General features: G+C 69.2%; 23 protein-coding genes. 16 read left to right on the top strand and 7 right to left on the bottom strand.

Going from position 1 to position 24,454, the window contains the following annotated elements:
• Positions 1-21: 21 nt before the first annotated feature.
• The 3 genes from COC42_RS06880 to COC42_RS06870 form a co-directional block, all read right to left on the bottom strand.
• Entirely contained in the window at positions 22-1,542 is a 1,521-nt protein-coding gene (locus tag COC42_RS06880; RefSeq protein ID WP_096342423.1) for a S10 family peptidase, read from the bottom strand.
• Positions 1,543-1,597: 55 nt separating this feature from the next.
• The gene (locus COC42_RS06875; protein ID WP_096342422.1) at positions 1,598-2,359 is read right to left on the bottom strand and encodes a class II aldolase/adducin family protein; all 762 of its coding nucleotides are present in this window, start codon (positions 2,357-2,359) and stop codon (positions 1,598-1,600) included.
• A gap of 63 nt (positions 2,360-2,422) precedes the next feature.
• Positions 2,423-3,817, bottom strand: coding sequence for a helix-turn-helix domain-containing protein (locus tag COC42_RS06870; RefSeq protein WP_096342421.1), 1,395 nt, complete (start codon positions 3,815-3,817; stop codon positions 2,423-2,425).
• A gap of 96 nt (positions 3,818-3,913) precedes the next feature.
• Here COC42_RS06870 and COC42_RS06865 point away from each other — a divergent pair, with 96 nt between their 5' ends.
• The 12 genes from COC42_RS06865 to COC42_RS06810 all read left to right on the top strand — a co-directional run bounded on the left by COC42_RS06865 (position 3,914) and on the right by COC42_RS06810 (position 17,778).
• A complete protein-coding gene (locus tag COC42_RS06865; RefSeq protein ID WP_096342420.1) occupies positions 3,914-5,440 on the top strand; it encodes an acyl-CoA carboxylase subunit beta in 1,527 nt (508 codons plus the stop codon).
• 49 nt (positions 5,441-5,489) lie between these two features.
• Positions 5,490-5,774: a hypothetical protein gene (locus COC42_RS06860; RefSeq protein ID WP_141395795.1), complete on the top strand. Its 285-nt coding sequence runs from the start codon at positions 5,490-5,492 to the stop codon at positions 5,772-5,774.
• A complete protein-coding gene (locus tag COC42_RS06855) occupies positions 5,771-5,983 on the top strand; it encodes a hypothetical protein (protein ID WP_096342418.1) in 213 nt (70 codons plus the stop codon). The genes COC42_RS06860 and COC42_RS06855 overlap by 4 nt, the downstream gene beginning before the upstream one ends.
• The gene (gene mce, locus COC42_RS06850) at positions 5,980-6,399 is read left to right on the top strand and encodes a methylmalonyl-CoA epimerase (protein WP_096342417.1); all 420 of its coding nucleotides are present in this window, start codon (positions 5,980-5,982) and stop codon (positions 6,397-6,399) included. Before COC42_RS06855 ends, mce begins: the two co-directional genes overlap by 4 nt.
• Positions 6,399-7,181, top strand: coding sequence for an enoyl-CoA hydratase-related protein (locus tag COC42_RS06845; RefSeq protein ID WP_096342416.1), 783 nt, complete (start codon positions 6,399-6,401; stop codon positions 7,179-7,181). The genes mce and COC42_RS06845 overlap by 1 nt, the downstream gene beginning before the upstream one ends.
• Positions 7,182-7,305: 124 nt before the next feature.
• A complete protein-coding gene (scpA, locus tag COC42_RS06840) occupies positions 7,306-9,447 on the top strand; it encodes a methylmalonyl-CoA mutase (protein ID WP_096342415.1) in 2,142 nt (713 codons plus the stop codon).
• Positions 9,448-9,452: 5 nt separating this feature from the next.
• Complete coding sequence (gene bioB, locus COC42_RS06835) at positions 9,453-10,544, top strand: biotin synthase BioB (protein WP_096343158.1); 1,092 nt, start codon at positions 9,453-9,455, stop codon at positions 10,542-10,544.
• A complete protein-coding gene (locus COC42_RS06830) occupies positions 10,541-10,777 on the top strand; it encodes a hypothetical protein (protein WP_096342414.1) in 237 nt (78 codons plus the stop codon). The genes bioB and COC42_RS06830 overlap by 4 nt, the downstream gene beginning before the upstream one ends.
• Complete coding sequence (locus COC42_RS06825) at positions 10,777-12,786, top strand: acetyl-CoA carboxylase biotin carboxylase subunit (protein ID WP_096342413.1); 2,010 nt, start codon at positions 10,777-10,779, stop codon at positions 12,784-12,786. Before COC42_RS06830 ends, COC42_RS06825 begins: the two co-directional genes overlap by 1 nt.
• A gap of 279 nt (positions 12,787-13,065) precedes the next feature.
• The gene (locus COC42_RS06820; protein WP_245844004.1) at positions 13,066-14,694 is read left to right on the top strand and encodes a TolC family protein; all 1,629 of its coding nucleotides are present in this window, start codon (positions 13,066-13,068) and stop codon (positions 14,692-14,694) included.
• The gene (locus tag COC42_RS06815) at positions 14,691-16,421 is read left to right on the top strand and encodes a type I secretion system permease/ATPase (RefSeq protein ID WP_096342411.1); all 1,731 of its coding nucleotides are present in this window, start codon (positions 14,691-14,693) and stop codon (positions 16,419-16,421) included. Before COC42_RS06820 ends, COC42_RS06815 begins: the two co-directional genes overlap by 4 nt.
• A gap of 16 nt (positions 16,422-16,437) precedes the next feature.
• Positions 16,438-17,778: an HlyD family type I secretion periplasmic adaptor subunit gene (locus tag COC42_RS06810; RefSeq protein ID WP_245843905.1), complete on the top strand. Its 1,341-nt coding sequence runs from the start codon at positions 16,438-16,440 to the stop codon at positions 17,776-17,778.
• Position 17,779: 1 nt separating this feature from the next.
• On the opposite strand, the gene COC42_RS06805 is transcribed toward COC42_RS06810, so the two are convergent.
• Together COC42_RS06805 and COC42_RS06800 are read right to left on the bottom strand one after the other, a co-directional pair.
• Positions 17,780-18,304: a YceD family protein gene (locus COC42_RS06805; protein ID WP_096342410.1), complete on the bottom strand. Its 525-nt coding sequence runs from the start codon at positions 18,302-18,304 to the stop codon at positions 17,780-17,782.
• The gene (locus COC42_RS06800; protein WP_096342409.1) at positions 18,301-18,813 is read right to left on the bottom strand and encodes a ubiquinol-cytochrome C chaperone family protein; all 513 of its coding nucleotides are present in this window, start codon (positions 18,811-18,813) and stop codon (positions 18,301-18,303) included. The genes COC42_RS06805 and COC42_RS06800 overlap by 4 nt, the downstream gene beginning before the upstream one ends.
• A 121-nt stretch (positions 18,814-18,934) precedes the next feature.
• Between COC42_RS06800 and COC42_RS06795 the strand changes: the two genes are divergently transcribed.
• Both COC42_RS06795 and COC42_RS06790 read left to right on the top strand, forming a co-directional pair.
• The gene (locus COC42_RS06795) at positions 18,935-19,408 is read left to right on the top strand and encodes an outer membrane protein assembly factor BamE (RefSeq protein ID WP_096343156.1); all 474 of its coding nucleotides are present in this window, start codon (positions 18,935-18,937) and stop codon (positions 19,406-19,408) included.
• Between the two features lie 127 nt (positions 19,409-19,535).
• Positions 19,536-20,063, top strand: a complete 528-nt coding sequence (locus COC42_RS06790) for an RcnB family protein (RefSeq protein WP_096343155.1) — start codon at positions 19,536-19,538, stop codon at positions 20,061-20,063.
• Between the two features lie 111 nt (positions 20,064-20,174).
• On the opposite strand, the gene COC42_RS06785 is transcribed toward COC42_RS06790, so the two are convergent.
• Together COC42_RS06785 and COC42_RS06780 are read right to left on the bottom strand one after the other, a co-directional pair.
• Entirely contained in the window at positions 20,175-21,224 is a 1,050-nt protein-coding gene (locus COC42_RS06785; RefSeq protein ID WP_096342408.1) for a hypothetical protein, read from the bottom strand.
• Positions 21,221-22,657 (bottom strand): glycosyl transferase family protein, encoded by a 1,437-nt coding sequence (locus tag COC42_RS06780; protein ID WP_096342407.1) that lies wholly within the window; start codon positions 22,655-22,657, stop codon positions 21,221-21,223. The genes COC42_RS06785 and COC42_RS06780 overlap by 4 nt, the downstream gene beginning before the upstream one ends.
• A gap of 106 nt (positions 22,658-22,763) precedes the next feature.
• Here COC42_RS06780 and COC42_RS06775 point away from each other — a divergent pair, with 106 nt between their 5' ends.
• Together COC42_RS06775 and COC42_RS06770 are read left to right on the top strand one after the other, a co-directional pair.
• Positions 22,764-23,678, top strand: coding sequence for a sulfite exporter TauE/SafE family protein (locus tag COC42_RS06775; RefSeq protein WP_096342406.1), 915 nt, complete (start codon positions 22,764-22,766; stop codon positions 23,676-23,678).
• The gene (locus tag COC42_RS06770) at positions 23,675-24,439 is read left to right on the top strand and encodes a TIGR02186 family protein (RefSeq protein WP_096342405.1); all 765 of its coding nucleotides are present in this window, start codon (positions 23,675-23,677) and stop codon (positions 24,437-24,439) included. Before COC42_RS06775 ends, COC42_RS06770 begins: the two co-directional genes overlap by 4 nt.
• Positions 24,440-24,454 lie beyond the last annotated feature (15 nt).

Genomic DNA, 24,454 nt, shown 5'->3' with positions numbered 1-24,454 from the left:
AATGCGGGAGCCGATGGGTTTTCAACGCGCGCGGATGAAGGCGCGGATATCGCTCGACAGTTTCCTGAGGTCGTCCTCGCGCACATACATCATGTGGCCGGCGTGGTAATATTTCCAGACGATCCGCCCATCATTGGGGATGCCCGTGCGATTCAGTGAATATTCGGCGCCGAAGAAGGGCGTTGCGAAGTCATAATAGCCCTGGCCCACGAACACGCGCAGGCCGCTGTTTTCGCGCAGCGCGGTGCCGATCCACGGCGCGACGTTGAGATAGCCCGAGCCCCCGCGTGGCCCCTCGCCGATGTTCCAGTCCCAGTCGCGCACCCCGCCGATCGAAGAGTAGGTGAGGTCGGGCGAGTATTTCAGCCCCTCGCGCGACCACTGGTTCATGGCGGCGGTGTACGCCCCGTCGATCGCGTAGAAGCTGGGATCGTTGTCGGGCGTCTCGCCGGCATTGTCGTAATCACGGCCGGTATAGCGCGTGTCGAGCCGGCCGATCACCTGGCCCCGGTCGCGTAGCAGCTCCTTGTAGAAGCGGCTGGGTGAGAGCCGCAGGTCGGCCTGTGCCAGATAAGTCTGGCTGACGCCGGTAAAGCGCGACAGCTGCGGCAGGATCGCCTGCCGCTCCTGCGCCGACAGCGAATTGCCCTTGAGCAAGGCGGAGGCATAGGGGCCGATCGCGAACTGGCGCGCTTCCTCGACGAACGCCTCGACGCTCGCGGGCTTGTTCGCCACCTTGTCGTGATACCAGGCGGTCGCCGCCATCGAGGGGAGGTTGGTGACATAGCCGAGCTCGTTCCCCGGCGTGTCGGCGGCCTGGCTGAAGTCGAGGATCGAGGAGATCAGGATGATGCCGTTGATCGCGACATCGGTGTACGAGCCCTCCAGCTCCTTGATCACCGCCGCCGATCGGGTGGTGCCATAGCTTTCGCCGCCGATGAATTTGGGCGCGTTCCAGCGGCCGTTTTCGTTCAGCCACAGGCGGATGAACGCCGCCATCGACTTGGCATCCTTGGTGATGCCCCAATAATCCTTGGGATCGGTCTTGCCGAGCGCGCGGCTGAAGCCGGTGCCGACAGGGTCGATGAAGACCAGGTCGGTGACGTCGAGCAGCGATTCGGCGTTGTCGACAATCGGATAGGGGGGCGCCCCGTCGTCGCGCGCATCCGACGGAATGACGACGCGCTTCGGACCGAACGCGCCCATCTGGAGCCAGAGCGAGCCCGAGCCCGGACCGCCGTTCCACAGGAAGGTGACCGGCCGGTTGGGGTCGAACGGCCCGTCCTTGATATAGCTGTACGACGTGATCGAGGCGAGCGGCTTGCCGTCCTTGTCCTTCAGATAGGTGTCGCCGGCGATCGCGCGATAGGCGATGCGCGTGCCGCCAAAGGTGCCGCTGTGCCGCGTGACCGATCGGACCGGCGCAGGAATGGCGGCGTCGCTTGCGTCCGCCTTGTCGGGCTTCGCATCGGGCTTGTCCTGCGCGGCGAGCGGCGCGGCGATGGCGAGGGCGGCAAGACAGGCGAACAGACGAAGCGACATGCGGCATTTTCCCCTTTTGCCGCCGGGTTGTAGCGTCCGCCGGCCGCCCCGCAAGCTACTCTCGCCAGCTCCGGTCGGTGCGATCGACCAGCCGCACCATCGCCGCGAAGTCGGCGGCACCCGGCCCGCCCGGCGCCTGTGCCTGGCCGATGTCGCGCTGGTGGACGGCGACGACCTCGGCCGGAACCTCGATGGGGGTCCCCATGCTCATCGTCGCGAGCTGGATCTCGCACGCGCGCTGGAGCGACCAGTGCTTGATGAACGCCTCCGGCAGGGTACGGCCCATCGCGACGATGCCGTGGTTCTTGAGGAGCATCATGCGCTTGTCGCCCAGATGCTCGACCAGCCGCGCGCCCTCCTCGTCGCGGACGGTGACGCCCTCGAAGTCGTGATAGGCGATCTGGCCGACGAAACTGGCGGCGTAGAAGTTGATGGGCCTCAGCCCGCCCTCCAGCGAGCTCACGGCCATCCCCGCGGTCGTATGCGTGTGCATGATGCAATGCGCGTCGGGCAGGTGGCGGTGGAACACCGCGTGCTGGACGAAGCCGGCGCGATTGACCGGATAGGGTGACCCGTCGAGCTTGTTGCCGTCGAGGTCAATCTTGACGAGGTTCGACGCCTTCACCTCGCTGAAATGCAGCCCGAACGGGTTGATGAGGAACGCGCCCTCTTCGCCAGGCACCTTCAGCGTGATGTGGTTGTAGATCATCTCCGACCAGCCGAGCATGTCGAACACGCGGTAGCAGGCGGCGAGCTGCTGGCGCGCCTCCCACTCGGCATCGGATATGGTGGGGGTCTCATGGATCGCGGTCGCCATGGCTCTCTCCTTGCGTTCTTTTTGCACGCATCCTGTCACGCCGATGGGCGCCCGGCAAGCCGGTCAGCTGAACCCGTACGGCACCACCCCCCGCGCGTCGGGATCGATCGCGATCGTCGAGGCGGCCGGCGGAAATGCCCGCTGGTCGCAGTCGAGGCGGGGGCAGATGCGGCACGAGCTGCCGATCGGCGTCGCGCCGCCGCCCGTCGCCAGCGCATCGGCATAGACGAAGGCGTCTGCATGCGCCGCCTCACATCCCAATGTCACCGCGTAGCGCCGCGGGGCGCGGGTGAAGCTGCCGCTCGGCTTCACCAGTCCCTTGGCCATGATGACGTAGCGCACGCCGTCGGGCGTCTCGGCGCGCTGGACGAGGATGCGGTCGGGGATCGCCGCCGCCTCGTGCACGATCCAGAGCGGGCAGGCGCCGCCGAAGCGCGCGAACTGCAGCGGCGTCGCCGAATGTCGCTTGGTAATGTTGCCCGCCATGTCGACGCGGCAGAAGAAGACGGGCACGCCTTGGGCGCCCGGCCGCTGGAGCGTCGAGAGGCGGTGGCATGCCTGCTCGAAGCTGACGCCGAAATCCTCGCGCAGGCGGTCGATGTCGTGGCGCTCGGCGCGCGCCGCCTCGCGGAAGGCTTCGTAGGGCATAGTGAGCGCGCCCGCGGCATAGTTGGCGAGACCGACCGATAACAGCGCGCGCGCCGCGGGATCGTCGAGCCCCGAGCCCGCCACGGTTGCATCGATCACTTCCGCCAGCTCGAGCCGTGCGAGCTGGTGGGCGAGCTGGAACGTCGCGCTCTCGGGCGGCAGCGCGCGGTCAAGGCGGAGCGTGCGGCGCGCAGGATCATAGGCGCGCAGCGACCCGCCGGCGTCGCCGCGCTCGATCGTGACGCGGTGCCGCGTGCGCAGCCGCTCGGCGATCGCGCGGTTGGTGCCGCGGGGGAAGCGCGCCGCGAGCGCCTCTGCCCCGCGGTCAAGCGCGTCGACATAGTTGCCCGCGTCGTGAAACCAGTCGCGTACCGCCTCCCATGGCTGGCGGGCCGCGCTCTCGCCCGACTGGACGCGATCATCGAGGACGCGGACCTGCGCCTCGACGCGCCGATACGCGGCGTGAAGCGCAACGAGGCGGCGGGCGAGCTGCGGCTGCTGGCGGAGCGCGCGGGCGAGGCCGGGGTCGGGCTCCACCGCGCCGTCGATGCCCGCGTCGGTTGCGGCAGCGAGCGCGGCGGCGGCGAGTGCGGCATCCTCGCCGATCGAGCGCCAGTCCTGCGGGAAGGCGCGGGCCAGCGCGGCGAGCACGAGTTCGGTGAGCGGCCGGTCGCCATTTTCGATCTGCGACAGATAGCTGGTCGAGATTCCGAGGCGGGCTGCAGCCTGCGCCTGTGACAGGCCGTGGGTACGGCGGAGCGAGCGGAGCTGATGGCCGGCGAACAGGCGGCGAGGCGGGGTGGGGGGCATCCCACTTTGCAAACATGGGGAAAGCCAGTTTGCAACATCGCATTTGCCTTTTCTGCCTCCGCCCGCGAAGGAGGCGCATCGAAAGCGGGAGCGCGCATGTCCTCGACGATCGCCGAACTCGAACGCCGCCGCGAGGCCGCCCGCCTCGGCGGCGGGCAACGCCGCATCGACGCGCAGCATGCCAAGGGCAAGCTGACCGCGCGAGAACGACTCGACGTGCTGCTCGACGAGGGGTCGTTCGAGGAGCTCGACATGTATGTCGAGCACAACTGCACCGACTTCGGCATGCCCGACCAGATCGTGCCCGGCGATGGCGTGGTGACGGGATCGGGGACGATCAACGGCCGGCTGGTGTTCGTCTTCAGCCAGGACTTCACCGTCTTCGGCGGCTCGCTGTCCGAACGGCATGCGCAGAAGATCTGCAAGATCATGGACATGGCCATGAAGGTCGGCGCGCCCGTGATCGGCCTCAACGACAGTGGCGGCGCGCGCATTCAGGAGGGCGTCGCATCGCTCGGCGGTTATGCCGAGGTGTTCCAGCGCAACGTGCTGGCGTCGGGCGTTGTCCCGCAACTTTCGCTTATCATGGGTCCATGCGCGGGCGGTGCCGTGTATAGTCCCTCGATGACGGACTTCATCTTCATGGTGAAGGATTCGTCATACATGTTCGTCACCGGCCCGGATGTAGTGAAGACCGTCACGAACGAGATCGTCACGCAGGAGGAACTGGGCGGCGCGGTGACGCATACCACGAAGTCGGGGGTCGCGGATGTCGCCTTCGAGAACGATATCGAGGCGCTGCTTGCGGCCCGCGACTTCGTGGACTTCCTTCCAGCCTCGAATCGCGAGGCGCCGCCGGTACGCCCGACCGAGGACCCGTTCGACCGGATCGAGGACAGCCTCGACACGCTGATCCCGCCCTCGGCAAACATGCCCTATGACATGCACGAGCTGATCCGGAAGGTCGTCGACGAGGGCGATTTCTTCGAGGTGCAGCCCGCGCATGCCGCCAATATCCTGACGGGGTTTGGCCGGATCGAGGGGCGGACGGTCGGCATCGTCGCCAACCAGCCGATGGTGCTGGCGGGCGTGCTCGACATCAACTCGTCGAAGAAGGCCGCCCGGTTCGTCCGCTTCTGTGACGCGTTCGAGATCCCGATCGTCACCTTCGTCGACGTGCCCGGTTTCCTGCCCGGCGTCGGGCAGGAGCATTCGGGCATCATCAAGCACGGGGCGAAGCTGCTCTTCGCCTATGCCGAGGCGACGGTGCCCAAGATAACCGTCATCACGCGCAAGGCTTACGGCGGCGCGTACGACGTGATGGCGTCGAAGCATCTGCGCGGCGATTTGAACTATGCCTGGCCGACCGCCGAGATCGCGGTGATGGGCGCCAAGGGAGCGGTCGAGATCATCTTCCGTGGCCGCACGCCCGAGGAAATCGCCGAGCGCACCGCGGAGTACGAGGCGCGCTTCGCCAATCCGTTCGTGGCGGCGAGCAAGGGCTTCATCGACGAGGTCATCATGCCCCACTCCACCCGCCGGCGGATTGCGCTGGGCTTGCGCAAGCTGCGGGGAAAGCAGCTGGCGAATCCGTGGAAGAAGCACGACAACATTCCGTTGTGAGTGGCCTTGCCCGACCTTATAATGTCCTTGCAATGACAAGGAGGTGATGATGCACACGGAACGGGTGACCTTTCTGGCGACGCCGGCGCTCAAGGCGACGCTCGCGGCGCGCGCTGCCGCGGGCGGTGTGTCCATCGGCGAGTATATCCGGAGCAAGGTCGAGGCGGACGATCCCGCAGAGGCCGAAGCAGCCACCGAACTTTCCGCGATCGTCGACGAGCTGGTCGAGGCGATCCCCGACATGAAGGCACGCCTCGAACGGACGGCGGCAATGATCGAGGCGGCGATCGAGGACTCGGATCGCCGGCTTCGCGAAGCGGGGCTGCGTCGATGAGCACGCTCAGCGACGCGGTAAAGGGCATCAAGCAATTGCTGCTGCTCCAGGAACAGGTTCGCCAGCTTGAGAAAGTGGGCGAGAAGCAGAGCGACGCGCTCGGCCGTCTGACGGGCGATGTGCTCGCGCTCGACAAGCGCGTGATCCGGATCGAGACGATGATCGAAATGACCCAGCGCGCGGCGACATCGCCCCGGATCGTGGGATGATCCTCGGCCGCCTCAACCACGTCGGCGTCGCCACGCCGTCGATCGAAGCGTCGGTCGCCTTCTACCGCGACGTGATGGGCGCGACGGCGATCGGCGAGCCGTTCGACCTGCCGGCGCAGGGGGTGCGCGTCTGTTTCGTCGACGCGCCCAACACGCAGGTCGAGCTGATCGAGCCCTTGGGCGACGCCTCGCCGATCCGCGCGTTCCTCGACAAGAACCCGGCGGGCGGCCAGCATCACCTCTGCTACGAGGTGCCCGACATCCATGCCGCGAAGGCGTGGTTTGAGGCGAAGGGCGCGCGCGTGCTCGGTGAGCCCCGCATCGGCGCGCACGGGACGCCGATCTTCTTCGTCCACCCGCGCGACATGGGCGGCGTGCTGACCGAGATCATGGAAACGCCGAGGGAGGCGCATTGATGGCCTATGAGCACATCCTCGCCGAGCGACGCGGCGACGTTCTCGTCGTGACGCTCAACCGGCCCGATCGCCTGAATGCCGCGCCGCCGGCGATGTTCGACGAGCTTCGCGCCGCGATCGGCGACCTCGATGGCGCGCGCGCGGTGCTGATCGCGGGGGCGGGGCGGGGCTTCTGCTCAGGCGCCGATGTGGCGGGCGGCGCGCTCGGCAGCGACGATCCCGGCGCTGCCACCTTCGCGGCGCTCGACGAGCATTACAATCCGGCGCTGCTCGCCATCGCCGAACTCACGGTTCCCGTCGTCAGCGCGGTGCGCGGGCCAGCGGCGGGGATCGGGTGCAGCCTCGCGCTCGCGGCCGATTTCTGTGTCGCGAGCGACACCGCCTATTTCCTCCAGGCGTTCGTCAATATCGGCCTCGTCCCCGATGGTGGCGCGTCGTGGATGCTCCAGCGGCTGATCGGGCGCGCACGGGCCGCGGAGATGATGATGCTCGGCGAGCGGGTGCTGGCCGAAAAGGCGTTCGACTGGGGCATGATCCACAAGGTCGTCGCGGACGAGGCACTGGAGGAGGCAGCCTTTGCGCTAGCCGAGCGGCTGGCCGCGGGCCCGACCGTGGCGCTCGGCCTGATGCGCCGGGCGCTGCACGATGCGGCGACCAGCGACTATGCCGCCGCGATGCTGGCAGAGGCGAGGGCGCAGCAGCAGGCGCGCGGTAGCCGCGATTCGATGGAGGGCGGCATGGCCTTTCTCAGCAAGCGCAAGCCGGTGTTTTCCGGGCAATGATCCCGACCGTTTGTCCCGAGCGAAGTCGAGGCGCCTTCTTGAGCGCCAGCGGGAAGCCTCGCCTGCGCTCGGCAATGGTTCTCGACTTCGCTCGAGCCGAATGAAGTAGTTCAAGGCAATTGTAATGACCGACAAACCCACCCCCGCCGACTGGCAGGCGCTTGCCGACAAGGAGGTGAAGGGCCGCGACCTTACCTGGCAAACGCCCGAAGGGATCGCGGTCAAGCCGCTCTATACGGCCGAGGACAATCAAGGCTGGGATCCCGGCCTGCCCGGCTTCGCGCCGTTCACGCGCGGCGTGCGCGCGTCGATGTATGCCGGCCGCCCCTGGACGATCCGGCAATATGCGGGCTTTTCGACCGCCGAGGAATCGAACGCCTTCTATCGCCGCAACCTGGCGGCCGGGCAGAAGGGGCTGAGCGTCGCCTTCGACCTTGCCACGCATCGCGGCTATGACAGCGACCATCCGCGCGTCGTCGGTGATGTCGGCAAGGCAGGCGTCGCGATCGACAGCGTCGAGGACATGAAGATCCTGTTCGACGGCATTCCGCTCGACCAGATGTCGGTATCGATGACGATGAACGGCGCGGTGATTCCGATCCTCGCCTTCTTCATCGTCGCGGGCGAGGAACAGGGCGTGTCGCAGGCCCAGCTCGACGGGACCATCCAGAACGACATTCTGAAGGAGTTCATGGTCCGCAACACGTACATCTACCCGCCCGCGCCCAGCATGCGGATCATCTCGGACATCTTCGCCTACACGTCCGAGCATATGCCCAAGTTCAACAGCATCAGCATCTCCGGCTATCACATGCAGGAAGCCGGCGCGACGCAGGTGCAGGAACTTGCCTTCACCATCGCCGACGGGCGCGAATATGTGAAGGCGGGCATCGCCGCCGGCCTCGACATCGACCGGTTCGCCGGGCGGCTGTCCTTCTTCTTCGCGATCGGCATGAACTTCTTCATGGAGGTCGCGAAGCTCCGCGCCGCGCGCACGCTCTGGCATCGGGTGATGACCGAATTGGGCGCGAAGGACGAGCGGTCGAAGATGCTGCGCACCCATTGCCAGACCAGCGGCGTGAGCCTGCAGGAGCAGGACCCCTACAACAACGTCATCCGCACCACGGTCGAGGCGATGGCGGCGGTGCTGGGCGGCACGCAGAGCCTCCACACCAACGCCCTCGACGAGGCGATCGCGCTCCCCACCGACTTCTCCGCCCGGATCGCGCGCAACACGCAGATCGTGCTGGCCGAGGAAACGGGTATCACCAGGGTGGTCGATCCGCTCGGCGGCAGCTATTATATCGAGGCGCTGACCAAGGACCTCGTCGATCGCGCGTGGGAGATTATCGAGCGCGTCGAGGGCGAGGGCGGGATGGCACAGGCGGTCGCCGCCGGCTGGCCCAAGGCGATGATCGAGGAAGCCTCCGCCGCCCGCGCCGCGCGCGTCGACCGCGGCGAGGACGTGATCGTCGGCGTCAACAAGTACCGGCTGAAGGACGAGGATCCGGTCGAGATCCTCGACATCGACAACCAGGCGGTCCGACAGAGCCAGATCGCGCGCATCACTCGCGTCCGCCAAACCCGCGACGAAGCGGCGTGTCAGGCGGCGCTCACTGCGCTGCGCGAGGGGGCGGCGGGCAGCGCCAACCTGCTCGCGCTCGCGGTCGAATGCGCCCGTGCCCGCGCGACGCTGGGCGAGATTTCGGCGTCGATGGAGGCGGTGTTCGGCCGCTACGGCACGCAGCCGACGCCGGTCGCCGGCATCTATGGCGGCGCTTATGAGGGCGATGCGCGCTGGACGCGCCTGACCGACGGGGTCGCCGCGACCGAGCGGCGGATGGGCCGCCGCCCGCGCATGTTCGTCGCCAAGATGGGGCAGGACGGCCACGACCGCGGCGCCAATCTCGTCTCGAGCATGTTCGGGGACCTCGGCTTCGACGTGGTGCCCGGTCCGTTGTTCCAGACGCCCGAAGAAGCCGCACGTCTCGCGATCGAGAAGGACGTCGACGTGGTCGGCGCCTCCAGCCTGGCTGCCGGACACAAGACGCTGATCCCCGAGCTGATCGGCCATCTGCGCGACGCCGGCCGCTCGGATATCAAGGTGATCGCGGGCGGCGTGATCCCCGCGCAGGACTATCAGTTCCTGCGCGATGCCGGGGTGCAGGCGATCTTCGGCCCCGGCACCAACCTCATCACCGCGGCGGAGGAGGTGCTGCGCCTCCTCGGCCACAACATGGCGCCCGAGACGGAGACGGCCGAGTGAACGACATGACCCCGATCGAAACGACGACCGCCGAGCGCTGGTCGCGCGAGGCGATCGCCGAGCTTTACGACCTGCCCTTCACCGAACTCGTGTTCCGCGCCGCCGAGGTGCACCGCGCGAACCACCCGGCCAATCAGGTCCAGCGCTCGACGCTTCTGTCGATCAAGACCGGCGGCTGTCCCGAGGATTGCGGCTATTGCAACCAGGCCGCGGGGGCGGAGACGGGGCTGAAGGCCACCAAGCTGATGGACGTGCGCGCGGTGATGCAGGCGGCGGCCGAGGCCAAGGACAACGGCTCCACCCGCTTCTGCATGGGGGCTGCCTGGCGCAACCCCAAGGACCGCGACATGCCCGCCATCGTCGAGATGGTGAAGGGCGTGCGCCAGATGGGCATGGAAACCTGCATGACGCTCGGCATGCTGACGCCCGCGCAGGCGGGTCAGCTCGCCGAGGCGGGGCTCGATTACTACAACCACAATATCGACACCTCGCCCGAGCATTATGCGAAGGTCATCACGACCCGGACGTTCGAGGATCGGCTCGACACGCTGGAGTCGGTGCGCGCGGCGGGGATCAACGTCTGTTCGGGCGGGATCGTCGGGCTGGGCGAGGCGCGGAGCGACCGGGTGGGCTTCATCCACGCGCTCGCCAATCTGCCCACGCCGCCGGAGAGCGTGCCGGTCAACGCGCTGGTGCCGGTCAAGGGCACGCCGCTCGGCGACATGCTCGCCGACACGCCGATGGCGAAGATCGACGATATCGAGTTCGTCCGCACCGTCGCGGTCGCGCGCATCACCATGCCGACGAGCATGGTACGCCTGTCCGCCGGCCGCGAGAGCATGAGCGAGGCGACGCAGGCGCTGTGTTTCCTCGCCGGGGCGAACTCGATCTTCACCGGCGACAAGCTGCTGACGACGGGCAATGCGGGCGACGATGCGGACGGCGCACTGTTCGCGAAGCTGGGGTTGACGGCGATGGCCGCCGAACAACCCCGTCACCCCGGGCTTGACCCGGGGTCCCGCTGCCTTGCCCGCGAAGAAGAAAGCGGGACCCCGGATCAAGTCCGGGGTGACGAGGTGGTGGGGACCGCCACGTGAAGAAGGCGGCTATCGTCGGCACCATGGTCGCATATTGGGTCGCGACTGCGATCATCGCCATAATCGCGATCGGCGCACCTTGCGGTCTCGCGCCGGACGAGCGCTGCGATCTCGAAGGGCCATCGATGTTCGGCCGCCTGCTTTTGATCGGACCGATCGGCGTTCTTGCTGCGAGCGCAGTCGCGTTCACGCTGCTGACCTTCCTATTTCGCCGCATGACCAAGGGGCGCTGATGTTCAACAAGATCCTCGTCGCCAATCGCGGCGAAATCGCGTGCCGGGTGTTCCGCACGGCGAAACGCATGGGGCTGAAGACCGTCGCGGTCTATTCGGATGCCGATGCGCGCAGCCCGCACGTGCTGATGGCAGACGAGGCGGTACGCCTCGGCCCGGCGCCGGCGGCGGAGAGCTATCTCAAGGCCGAGCTGATCCTGCTCGCCGCCAAGGAAACCGGCGCCGACTGCATCCACCCGGGATACGGCTTCCTGTCCGAGCGGGAGAGCTTCGCCAAGGCGTGTGCCGAGGCGGGCATCGCCTTTGTCGGCCCGCCGCCGGGTGCCATCGCGGCGATGGGGGACAAGATCGAATCGAAGAAGCTCGCCAAGGCGGCGGGCGTCAACGTCGTTCCTGGCTTCCTCGGCGAGATCGCCGACACCGACGAGGCGGTGCGGATCGCGTCCGACATCGGCTATCCGGTGATGATGAAGGCCTCGGCCGGCGGCGGCGGCAAGGGGATGCGGCTCGCTTACTCCGAACAGGACGTGCGCGAGGGGTTCGAGGCGACCAAGCGCGAGGGGCTGGCGAGCTTCGGCGACGACCGCGTGTTCATCGAGAAGTTCATCGAGCAGCCGCGCCATATCGAGATCCAGGTGCTGGGCGACCAGCACGGCAACATCGTCTATCTGGGCGAGCGCGAATGCTCGATCCAGCGCCGCCACCAGAAGGTGGTCGAGGAAGCGCCGTCGCCCTTCGTCACCCCCGCGATGCGCCGGAAGATGGGCGAGCAGGCGGTCGCGCTGGCCCGCGCGGTGGGGTACTACAGCGCCGGTACTGTCGAGCTGATCGTGTCGGGCGCCGACACGACCGGCGACGGCTTCTACTTCCTTGAAATGAACACCCGGCTCCAGGTCGAACATCCGGTGACGGAGGCGATCACCGGCCTCGATCTGGTCGAGCAGATGATCCGCGTCGCCGCCGGCGAGCGCCTCGCGTTCGATCAGGAAGGCGTGAAGCTCAATGGCTGGGCGATCGAGAACCGCGTCTATGCCGAGGACCCGTATCGCGGCTTCCTGCCGTCGACCGGCCGGCTCGTCCGCTATGCCCCGCCCACGGCGGAGGAGACGCCCTATGGCGAGACGCCCGTGGCCGGCTACACCCGTGTCGACGATGGCGTCGCCGAGGGGGGCGAGGTCAGCATGTTCTACGACCCCATGATCGCCAAGCTCGTCACTTGGGCGCCGACCCGCGACGAAGCGGCGGACCTTCAGGTCGCGGCACTCGACCGCTTCGTGGTCGAGGGGGTGGGCAACAATGTCGATTTCCTCTCCGCGCTGATGCAGCACACGCGCTTCCGCTCGGGCGCGCTGACGACGGGCTTCATCGCGGAGGAATATCCCGAGGGGTTCGGCGGCGCGCCGGCCGATGCGGGGTTGCAGCGCAAGCTGGCGGGCCTCGCCGCCCTGATCGCCGAGCGGACCGCCGCGCGCGCGCGGGCGATCGGCGGCCAGCTGGGCGAAGCGCTGACCACGCCCCGGCGGTGGACCGTGCGGATTGGCAGCGACGATTTCGCTGTCGATCTGGCCGCGGGCTTGACCGTCGATGGCGCGCCGATGGTGATCGAGCACGACTTTCGCCCCGGCGCGCGGCTCGTCACCGCGACTATCGATGGCGAGCCCTTGTCGGTACAGGTCGTCCCCACGCGCGGGGGGTGGCGGCTCACGACGCGCGGCGCGGCGCACAATGTCCGCGTGCTGCCCGCGCACATCGCCCCGCTGGCAGCGCACATGATCGAGAAGCTGCCGCCCGACACTTCCAAATTCCTGCTCTGCCCGATGCCCGGCCTGCTCACGCGGCTCGAGGTCGACGCGGGCGACCGGGTCGAGGCGGGGCAGCCGCTCGCCGTGGTGGAGGCGATGAAAATGGAAAACATTCTCCGCGCCGAGCGCGCTGGCACGGTGGCCAGAGTCAATCACCAGCCAGGCGACAGCCTGGCGGTCGACGCCGCGATCCTAGAATTCGAGTAAGTCACATCGCGACATCCGTCGTTCGAGTAGCCGTGCATCGGTTGCGGCGGGTCGAACGAAGATGCTGCGGCGGGCGTCGCGGCACCCCGCCGCTCGCGCTTTACACTCCATTTTCCGGCCGTTAATCCACCGAGGGGCGCCGGGCCACGGGGCGAGGTCCGGCCAATCGACAAGGGCGCCGCAGCGATGCGGCGGGGGACTTCGCCCGAGGGTCGCCGCCGACGCGGCGGTGCGGCCGGACATGCGGGTTCCCGTGAGGGAGCGTTGATCTTGCGTCTTGTGCCGCCACGGCTGACCCTGTTCCTGATTGTCGGAGCCGAGCTTGCGACTGGCAGTGCCGCTGCCGGCCAGGTCGCGCTGCCCCCGGCAGGCGGGTCGCCGCTGGTCGTCAATCCGCAGGGTGGCGCGACGCCGACGGCGCCCGCGCCGCGAACATTGCCCCCGCCACCGACGATCGCCCAGCCGGTTGTTGTGCCGAGCGCCCCCGCCACGTCGCGCACGCCGCCGATCACGCTGCAACCCGTCCGCGGCGACGTGGCCGAGCCCCAGCCGCGCTTTCAGGAGGGCGCGCGCGCCCGCGGCGACGTGCTGCCCGCACCGAGCGCCGATCCGCTCCGCCTCGATCCGCGCGCCGACCCCATCCTCGCGATCGCGCGCGATGCCGGCGACCGCGTCGCCTTCGACCGCGCGATCCAGGCCGCGGTCGATCGCCATCCCGCGGTCGAGGAGGCGGAGGCCCGCCGCGACGAGGCGCGCGCCTCCCGCAACGAGGCGCGCACGCTCGAGCTGCCCGTCGTCGACATGTCGATGAGCTATTTCAACGTGCTCACCCGGCAATTCTCCAACGATCCGCAGAATGTCCTCGAACGCTCGCGCCCGCGCGAGCGCACCGACCAGATCCTGCGCGTCCAGTGGCCCGTCTTCGACTTCGGCACCGCCAAGGCGCGCATCGGCGCTGGCAACCAGCGGCTGCGCGCCGCAACTGCGGGCATCGACGACGTGTCGACCCGGCTGGCGCTGCAAGGGGTCCAGGCCTGGTACCAGGTCTATGGCTATCGCGCGCTCGTCCGTCTGTCGGAGGCGTTCCTCGCCAACCAGACCGACCTGCGCGCCGCGATCGACGACCGCATCCGCCAGGGCGTGTCGGCCCCCGGCGACAAGGCGCAGGTCGAAAGCTACATCGCCGCCGCGCAGACGCAGCTCGCCGGCTTCCGCCGCAACCTTGCCCAAGCCGAAGCACAGTTCCAGCAGGTGACGGGATCGCCCGCGCCCGCCGCGCTCGGCCGCGCGCCGACGGCGGAGAACACCAACATCTCGCGTGAGCGCGCCGAGGCCGATTCGGCCAACACGCCGCCGGTCGTCGCCGCGCGGCGTCAGGCAGAGGCGGCGCGCTACGACCTGAAGGCCGCGAAGGCCGATGCGCTACCCGGTGTCGCGCTTGGCGTCGATACAGGCCGCTACGGCGTGTTCGAGAATGCCGGCGACTATGACGTGCGCGGCAGCGTCACCGTCACCCACCGCATCCTCGGCGGCGCCGACCAGCGCATCGACCAGTACGCCGCGCGCGCCCGCGGGGCGGAAGCGGCGCTCGAGCGCACCAAGCTGGAGGCAGCGCGCGATGCCGCGGTCGCCTGGTCGGACCTCGGCGCGCTTCGGGATTCGGCGAGCGCGATCGAGGCGAACTACCTCGCCACGCGCCAGTCGCGCGACGTGCTGGTCGAACGCTTCCGCGTCGCGCGCGGGACCTTGTTCGACGTGCTGTCGGCCGAGACCAACTATTTCAACGTTGCCACCCGCTATATCGAGACCGTGACCGAGCTCGACATCGCGCGCTACACGCTGCTCGCCCGCACCGGGCGACTGCTCGAAACCTTCGGCATCGCGCCGGCCACGACGGACACGAAATGAGCGATCCCGACCTCATCGCGCCGCGCCCACCCCGCTTCGCCGAATGGCTGTCGCAGCCGATGCTGCGCAATCGCGGCCTGTTCCTGAAGGTCGCGCTGGCGGCCGTGCTGATCAACCTTTTCGGGCTGATCGTCTCGCTGTTTACGATGACGGTCTACGACCGGGTCGTCCCCAATCTCGCCTTCGATTCGCTGACCGCACTGTCGATCGGTGTCGGCATCGTCCTCGTCTTCGACTTTGCCCTCCGTATCCTGCGCGCCTATTTCGTCGATGTGGCGGGCGCGGATATCGACCGCGAGATCGGCGGCAACGTGTTCGACCGGCTGATGCGCATCCGCCTCGACCTCAAGCGCGGATCGGTGGGCCAGCTGTCGGGCCTGATGCGCGAGCTCGAGACGCTGCGCGACTTCTTCGCCTCCGCGACGCTGACCGCGATCGTCGACGTGCCTTTCATCGTCCTGACGCTGATCTTCATCGGCTTCATCGGCGGGCCGATCGTGTTCGTGCCCTTGATCCTGGTACCGATCGTCATCGCCGCGGGTTATCTGACCCATCCCGCGCTCGACCGGCTGTCGGCCCGGTCGATGGCAGGGGGCCTGTCGAAGCAGTCGGTGCTGGTCGAATCGATCGGCTCGATCGAGATGGTCAAGACCTCTGGCGCGCAGAAGCTTTTGGAGAAGCGCTGGCTGAAGGCGATCGACGATCATGCCGACAGCTCGATGCGCCAGCGGCTCATCTCGACCATCGCGGTGACGATTGCGACCAGCGCCAACAGTGCCGCCTATATGGGCGTCGTCGTGTTCGGCGTGTTCCTGATCGCCGAGCGCGAGCTGACGACCGGCGGTCTCGTCGCCTGCTCGATCCTGGCGGGGCGCGCGGTCCAGCCGCTGGCGCAGATCGCGCAGCTGATGAGCCGTATCTCGGCGACGCGCACCGCCTATCGCCAGCTCAACGGCCTCATGTCCGTGCCCTCGGAGGGGCCGGTCGGCCAGCCGCTCTATCCCGGCCGGCTGTCGGGGCGGATCGAGCTCAAGAATGTCAGCTTCAGATATCCCGGCGCTTCGGAAAAGACGCTCGACCAGTTCAACTTCACCGTCGAGCCGGGGCAGCGCGTGGCGCTGATCGGCCGGGTGGGCTCGGGCAAATCGACCGTCGCGCGGCTGATGCTCGGCCTCTACCCGCCACAGGAAGGGCTGGTGCTGATCGACGGCACCGACATTCGCCAGTTCGACCCCGATGGCCTGCGCGCCAATATCGGCACCGCGCTTCAGGAAACGGTGCTGCTGTCGGGCAGCGTGCGCGAAAACATCGCGCTCGACCGCCCGCACATCGACGATGCGGAGATGCTGCGCGCCGCCCAGCTGTCGGGCGCGCACGGCTTCATGGGACAGATCACCAACGGCTACGACCTGATCCTCGCCGACCGCGGGGAGGGGCTTTCGGGTGGCCAGCGCCAGTCGATCACGCTCGCGCGTGCGCTTGCCGGGCGGCCGCCGATCCTGATCTTCGACGAGCCGACCAGCGCGATGGATTCGCAGACCGAGGCGGCGCTGATCGATCGGTTGGCCGAGGAGATGAAGGGCCGCACGCTGGTGATGATCACCCACCGTTCAGCGTTGCTGCGGCTCGCCGACCGCATCGTCATCGTCGAAGCGGGCAAGGTCGTCGCCGACGGCCCACGCGACACGATCCTGCAACAGCTCAGCCGCCCGCGCGCGGCGGCGTGATCCCGGAAGCCGGCCGATGAACATGGAACCCTCGCTGCCCGTGCCGATCGAGCCTCGCGGGGTGGTGCGCCTGGAGGACCGGGTCGGCGCGATCCGGCCAAAGGCGGCGTCGAACATCCTCCTGTGGACGATCGCAGCCTTTTTCGCACTGTTCGTCGCCTGGGCGGGGCTGACGCAGATCGACCGCACGGTCCGCGCCTCGGGCCGGATCGTGCCGGGATCGCGGCTTCAGGTCGTCTCGAACCTCGAAGGGGGGATCGTCGAGGCGATCCTTGTCAAGGCGGGCGACGTCGTGAGGAAGGGGCAGGCGCTGATCCGCCTCGACCCGACGCGCAGCGGTGCCGAGCTCGGCACCAACGAGGTGACGGTCGGCGCGCTTCAGGCCAAGATCGCGCGCCTGTCGGCCGAGGTGATGGGGCGCGAGCCGCGCTATCCCGCCGCCGCCGATCCTACCGTTGCCGAGCAGGTGGCGATCGAGCGCTCGCTCCACGCCAGCCGCATGGCCGATCTCGCCAGCGCGACCGCCGCGGGGCAGGCACGCGTTAATCAGTGGCAGCGCGCGGTGGCCGAGGCGCAGGCGACTTACGAATCGCGCGCGGCGGCGCTGCGCAGTCTCGATCAGCAGGTTGGCCTGATCCGTCCGCTGGTCGAGCGCGGAATCGAGCCGCGGCTCCAGCTCGTCACCCTTGAGAACAACGCGGCGGTCGCGCGCAGCGACATGGCCGCGGCGCAAGCAGCGATCGCCCGCGCGCAGGCGAGCGTCGCCGAGGCGCGCTCGGCGCTCAACCAGGTGCGGCAGGACTGGCGCGCCACCGCCGCCAGCGAGCTCGCGGCCGCGCAGGCCGACATGGCGGCGAAGCGCAGCGTCACCCCGGCGCTCGCCGACGCGGTGCGCCGCTCGACGGTGACGGCGCCGCTCGGCGGGCGCATCAACCGCGTGCTCGTGTCGACCGTCGGCGGCAGCGTTGGCGCGGGCGCGCCGCTGGTCGAACTGGTGCCGAGCGAGGATCTGCTGATGGTCGAGGTGATGGTCAGTCCCAAGGATATCGGGTTCGTCCGGCTGAACCAGCCCGCGCGGATCAACGTCTCGGCCTATGATTCGGCGATCTACGGTTCGATGGACGGCCGCGTGGCGACGATCTCGCCCGACGCGGTGGTCGAGGAGCGGACCGGCGAGAGCCACTATATCGTCAAGGTGCAGGCCGACGGCGCGACGATGAAGGGGCCGCGCGGCGAGACCCTGCCGCTCGGGCCGGGGATGACCGTCGAAGCGAGCCTGCTCGGCGACAAGCGTTCGGTGCTCAGCTACATCTTCACGCCGATCACCCGCCTGAGCGAGCGGGCGTTCCGCGAATAGGCTATTTGCCGAGCTTTTCCTTGAGCGCGGCGGCGAGACCCGACAGCGGCTGCGCCTCCTCCTCGCCGACGACGCCCGCGTCGCGCAGCGCTGCATCGGCGCCGCGCGCGCGCGGGAAGGGGTCGAGCGCCAGCGCCAGCGTCTCCGCCGCCGCCTCGCCCAGATCGATCGCGCTGCCGGTGTAGAACATCGTGTCGCAATCGGCCTCGCCCAGCTCGACCTCCTCGGGGGCGTCGTCGCCGGGCTCGGGCAGGAAGCGGAGGGTGAAGGGCTCGTCGATCGTCGCGGGGACCGGCGCGCCGGTGGCGACGCACGCCTGTACGACGGCGCCCGTCAGCCGGCCGGTCGCGAGCACGCCCGCGGCGTCGCGGCGCACGGCATAATCGGCGTGGATGCGATCGACCGAGATCAGCTCGAAGCGCCGCGCAAGCGCCGCCCGCTCGGCCTTGTCGGCCTCGATCGACTGCTTGTGGTCGCCCGCGCCGATCTGGTCGAGGCGAAGCGGGCGCGAGAATTCGGGCGTCACGGCAGTACGCCCTCGCGCAGCCGATCGACGCCCATGCCGTCCAGATCGCCGCGGAAGCCGACCAGATGATCCCGCACATGCGCCAGCGCCTGCGGCTCGGGCGGCTCGCCGCGCCAGACGTTGCGCACCAAAGCGGGGCCAAGGTCGCCCGCCGCCAGCCCGTCGCGGTATGCGCCCAGCCGGCCGCCGAGCATCCCCATCATCTTGCCGATATGCTTGCCGACCATGATGTCGCCGACGCCCTGCTGGCGAAGCTGCACGTCCATGTCCTCGATGAAGCATTCGGCGAGCGAGGCCGACAGCGACGCTGCGCGCTCCCCCTCGGTCTCCAGCCGCAGCAGCACCATCGCCAGCACTGCGGCGACCATGTCGAAGCGACCGTCGATCGTGTCGGGCACGCCGCCCTCGACATACCAGTGCGCCGCGCGGGCGCGCGCCACGATCGCTGCATAGAGTGGCTCACCCTCGCGTGGAGGCGCCGAGCCGAAAAGGCGTTGCAGAAGTCCCATCACCGTCCCTGATCCGCACGCCCTTGTTCGGCGCGCCCGCCCCGCATATTGAGGCGCATCGCGCCCGATGCAATCGCAACCGGGCGCGGCGTTGCTTGTGCTTGCTGTTCAGGAGATTTCGATGGCGCCCACCGGTCCCCGTGCGATCGCGACGCTGCTGGCCCTTTCGGTCGCGGCGAGCGCCTGCGCGCCGCTTCGGAGCCATCAGGGCTATGTGATCGACGCCGATCTGGTGAACTCGGTCCAGCCGGGCGTCGACAATCGCGAATCGGTGCTGCGCACGCTCGGCAAGCCAACGCTGACCGGCCAGTTCGACGAGGGCGAGTGGTATTACGTCGCGCGCGACAGCCGCAACCTCGCCTTCAACAATCCCCAGCCCAAGGCACAGACGACGCTGCGCATCCGCTTCGACCCGAACGGCACCGTCAGCAGCATCGACCGGATGGGAATGGAGCAGGTCGCCTCGGTCAACCCCACCTCGAAGAAGACGCCGACGCTCGGCCGCGAGAAGAGCTTCTTCCAGGAGCTGTTCGGCAATATCGGCACCGTCGGCGCCGCGGGCGCGCCGGGCGGCGGGGGCGGCAACGGCCCCTGATCCTTTCGCGAAGCTGACAGCGACGTTCCCGGCCGGTTCAGTGGCCGGGCTCCATGACGGCCCCAGCACCGATGCACTGCCGACTCGTCGGCAGCGCATCCGGGGGCAGAACATGGAGGAACACAAGATGCGCAAGCTCATCACCACTGCCCTGATGGCCGCCGTGGCGATCCCGTCCCTGGCGGTACCGGGCGTTGCCAGCGCCCAGTCATGGCGCGAGGTCCAGGATAGCCGCCGCGACGTCCGCGAGGAGCGCCGCGAGCTTCGCCAGGCACAGCGTTACGGCGACCGCCGCGACATCCGGCGCGAGCGCCGCGACGTCCGTCAGGCGCAGCGCGAACTTCGCGAGGATCGCCGCGACTTCCGTCAGGCGCGCGCCTGGGGCCGCAACGACTGGCGTGACTGGCGCGGTCGCAATCGCGCGCTCTATGCCCGCGGTAACTGGCGTGCGCCGTTTCGCTACAATCAGTGGCGGCCGGGCGTGCGGATCGCGCCGGTCTATTATGGCCAGCGCTACTGGATCAACGATCCCTATCGCTATCGTCTGCCCGCGGTGCGCGCGAACCAGCGCTGGATCCGGCATTATGACGACGTGGTGCTGATCGACTATCGCCGCGGTGTGGTGGTCGATGTGATCCGCGGTTTCTACTTCTAAGGAAGCCGAACGGCCGCGTCGGAGATACGCACCGACGCGGCCGGTGCGCGACAGGCACCGGTCCCGAAAGGGGTTGGGACCGGCGGCGTAACGCGCCGTCGCCCGGATGGTTCAGAAGTCGCTGCCGAGCGTCAGCGCCAGGCCCGAGCCCGGCCGGGCGCGCCCGGCGACGCGCTGGCGCCAGTCGAGCGTCAGGCGCAGCCGACGGTCGCCGATCGGCAGCGCGATCGCGGCCGAAGGGCCGGTGTCGAGCCGCTGCGCATCGCGCTGCGCCCCGCCCCAAGCGCCGAGCCCCAGCGTCACCTCGCCCGCGCGGCCGGCATTGGCGACCGGCGCCGCGAGCCGCAGCGCACCGTCAGCGAACGGCTGGGCACTGCCGCCGCGCAGGACGCCGCCCGCCTGCGCATAGCCCTCGAGATTGAAGCCGGCGACGATCGGCCGAGGCGCAAGGCCGCCGACCGCGAGCAGCGCGGGACCGCCGGGCGTGCCGTCAATCCCGATCCGCTGCTCGGCGATCAGCGCGACTGGTACACCGTGGGGGCGCCATTCGAGGCCGAGGGCCGCCTCGTGCCCGGGCCCTTCCAGGGGTGCCGAGAAGCGGGCCGAGAGCGCCAACGTCCGCGCCGCGCCAAGCGCGTACCGCAGCCGTACGCCGCCCTGCGACCCGCCAAGCTGTCCACCGGGGCCGAGGCTCTGGCCGCCGCCGCCGTCGCCGTCGCGCAGCGCCAGCCAGCCCGATCCCGACAGCCGCGGGGCTGCCGCGAACGGTCGCGGCGGCGCGCGGCCCGCCGATCGCGCGGCGGGAAGATACGGTGCCCCGAGTGTCGGCTGCGCCCGCCGTTGCGGCTCACCGAACCCGACGCGCGCGATCAGCGCCAGTGCGACCGAGCGGCCGATCGGCGGGGCCGCGTTGGCGGCGACCTCCGACTGGGCGGGGATGCGCGGCGCGGCGCGCGACTTCGACGATGGCGGCAGGCCTGCCCAGTCACCCAGCATCCGCGGTGGTAGCGAGGCGATCGACGGACTCGCGGGCGCGGCCTCGGCGACCACCAGCCCGCTGAGCTCCGCCGCCTCGGGCAGGAGGATCGCCACGCGCAGCGCCGCCCAGCCGCTGAGAACGGCGACGAGGAAGCGCAAGGGTCGGCCAGCGCGTGCGCTCACGCCCGCTCGCGCGCGAGGTCGGGAAAATGATGCACGGTCTTGTCCCAGGTCAGCGCCCGGCCGCGCAGCAGTCCGACATAGCGCCAGATCGCGCGCCGCGCAGCGAGCAGCGCGACGAGGTTCGCCACCGCCATGCGCGGCACCGACAGCGCCGCCTCGACGCGGCCATAGGCCGTGCCGACGAACGCCGCGCGCACGATCAGCCGCCAGCCGAGCAGTACGGCATTGGCCCCCAGCAGCCATTCAAGCACTGGGTCGAGCGGCGCCGCGCCCGTGCCGCGCCAAGCGTGGACCGCCGCGAGAAGCCCCCATCCGGCGAGCGAGACATAGGCGGCGGCGAGCACCAGCACCGCCAGGATCGCGCGCCGGTCGCGCATCCGCATCCAGTGGTCGCCGAGCGCGAGCGGACGGCCCCAGCCCGTTCGGTCCCAACCGGCGAGCGCGATGCCGGTCATCCAGCGCGCCTTCTGGCGAACCGATGCCGTCAGCGTGGCGGGAAAGAAGGCGCGCACCGCTACCGGCGCCGGGCCGTCGAGCACGCGCACGAATGCCGCCCGCCCGCCCAGCCGGCCGATCGTCAGGCCCAGTTCGTAATCCTCGGTCAGCGATCCCGGATCGAAGGGCAGGCCGCCGCGCGCCGCCGCCACGCGCGCAAGCATGTCGCGGTCGATCGCGCAGCCGGTGCCCGCCAGCGGCATCGCCGCACCGAGCGTCTGGCGCACCAGCATCTGTTTCGCGTGCGCCTCCGCAAACTCGTCGGCATAATGGCCGGCGACCAGGCGCGACTGCTGGTCGATGAGCGGCAGGACCGGCAGCTGCACCACATCGGCGCCGGCATCCAGATAATGCGCATAGACCGCAAGCTCGCCGCGATGGACCACGTCCTCGGCATCGTGCAGCACGACGGCGCGGACGCGCGTGCCGTCGGTCGCCTCGTCGGCGCACATCGCCTGCCAGATCGTATTGAGACAGTCGGCCTTGGTCGTCGGTCCCGGCTGCTCGCCGATGACGAGGCGGACACGGTCGTCGGTCGCCGCGATATCCGCGACGACGTCGATCGTCGCCCGATCGTTGGGGTAGGCGCCGACGTAAAGTCGCCAGTCCGGCCCGGCGAAACGCGAGCATGCCGTTCGCAGCATCGCCCCGATCACCGTGCTCTCGTCCCAGGCGGCGACGAACACGGCGAGCGGGCGCATCGGATCGCGCGGCGGGTCGAGTTCGGCGAGCGTCGGCGGCTCCACCCCGCGCAACTTGCGGCCGACAAGGCGGATCAGGAACAGGGCATCGACGAGTAGATCGTCGAACCCGCCGAGCGCGAAGCCGATCGCGGCGAACAACATCGCCTCATGCACCGCCGCGCCCAGCAGCGGCACCAGCCATTCGCCGTCACCCACGCGGCCTGCCCCCAAGCCGATTCGGATTTGGCGGAGCATTTGACTAATTCGGATTAAAGACAAGTTCCCTGCGCACGCACCGCCGCGGGTTTTCTTTGCCGTCCCGCTGGCCTAGCAGGAAGGCTCCAGCGTTCGACGGGTGCCGATGGACCTTTATCTTCCGATCGCGAATCTGTCGGTGAACGCGCTGGTGATCGTCGCGCTGGGCTTCGGCGTCGGCTGGCTCTCGGGCATGTTCGGGGTCGGCGGCGGCTTTCTGACGACGCCGCTCCTCATCTTCTACGGCATCCCGCCGACTGTGGCGGCGGCGTCCGCGGCGAGCCAGGTGACGGGCGCCAGCGTCTCGGGGGTGTTCGCCCATGCACGGCGCAAGGGCGTCGACTACCAGATGGGCGGGGTGATGGTGGCGGGCGGCGTCGTCGGATCGCTGGTCGGTGCCTGGCTGTTCGAGGTGCTGCGCGCGCGCGGCCTGATCGATACGGTCATCTCGATCCTCTATGTCGTCATGCTGGGATCGGTCGGCGGGCTGATGCTCCGCGAATCGCTGGGCGCGGTGCGGGCCGGGCGGCGCGGCGAGCCGGTGCGAGCGGCACGGCGGCGGCACCATCCGCTCGTCGCCGCGCTTCCCCTGCGCTGGCGCTTCTATCGCTCGGGGCTCTACATCTCCCCGTTGGCGCCGCTCGCCCTGGGTCTGGTGACCGGCGTGCTGACGATGCTGCTGGGGGTTGGCGGCGGCTTCTTCATGGTGCCGGCGATGATCTATCTGCTCGGCATGGGGACGGCGGTGGTCGTCGGGACCAGCCTGTTCCAGATCCTGTTCACCACCGCCGCGGCGACGATGGTGCATGCGACGACGACGCGCGCGGTCGATATCGTGCTCGCCGTTCTGCTGCTGATCGGCTCGGTCGCGGGGGCTCAGCTCGGCACGCGCTTCGCCGCGCGGCTGAAGCCCGAGCAGCTGCGCCTCGCGCTGGCGCTTATCGTGCTCGCCGTCGCGGTCCGCATGGCGCTGGGGCTGGGGTGGCGGCCGGGCGAACTCTATTCGATCGAGATCGGGTGAGGCGCCTCGCCCGCCTTGCCGCGCTCGCGCTCGCGCCGCTCCTCGTGGCGCAGGCCGACGCACCGCTGCTCGTCCCCGACGCCTCGCAGCGCGAGATCGAGATCGCCTACAGCTTCACCGGCGCCGATCTCCTGCTCTTCGGCGCGATTCTCTATCCCGACCGCCGCGCGGCCGAACGGCCCGCCGATATCGTCGTCGTGGTCAAGGGGCCGAGCCAGTCGGTGCTCATGCGCGAGAAGCAGAAGGTCGCCGGCATCTGGGTCAACGCGGAGGCGATGCGCTATCGCTCGGCGCCGTCGTTCTACGCGATCGCCTCCTCGCGGCCGGTCGAACGGATCGTCGATGCGCGCACCCGCGCCATCTACGAGCTGGGGCTCGACAGCCTCCAGCTGTCGCCGATCGGCAGCGAGCCGCAGGCGGTGCAGGACCGCTTCGTGCGCGGGCTGGTCGAGCAGCGCCGCCGCACCGGCCTGTTCGTCGAGGCGCCGGGCGCGGTCGAGATCACCGACGGCGTCCTCTATCGCGCACGCATCGCCATCCCGGCGCGCGTGCCGGTGGGGCGCTTCACTGCCGAAACCTTCCTGATCCGCGACGGCCGCGTGCTGGCGGCGGCGGTGCGCGAGATCGAAATCCGCAAGTCGGGCTTCGAACGCTTCGTCGCGGCGGCCGCACAGAATCACGCCGTCGCCTACGGCGTGGTCGCCGTTCTCCTGTCGGTGGCGTTCGGATGGGGGGCAGGGGCGCTCTGGCGCCGCTTCTGACGTCACCAACGCAAA

This window comes from Sphingomonas spermidinifaciens, assembly GCF_002351485.1.
Taxonomy (GTDB): Bacteria; Pseudomonadota; Alphaproteobacteria; order Sphingomonadales; family Sphingomonadaceae; genus Sphingomonas; species Sphingomonas spermidinifaciens.
Note: the sequence above shows the minus strand (reverse complement) of the source record. Positions and strands in the feature narration are given on the sequence as shown.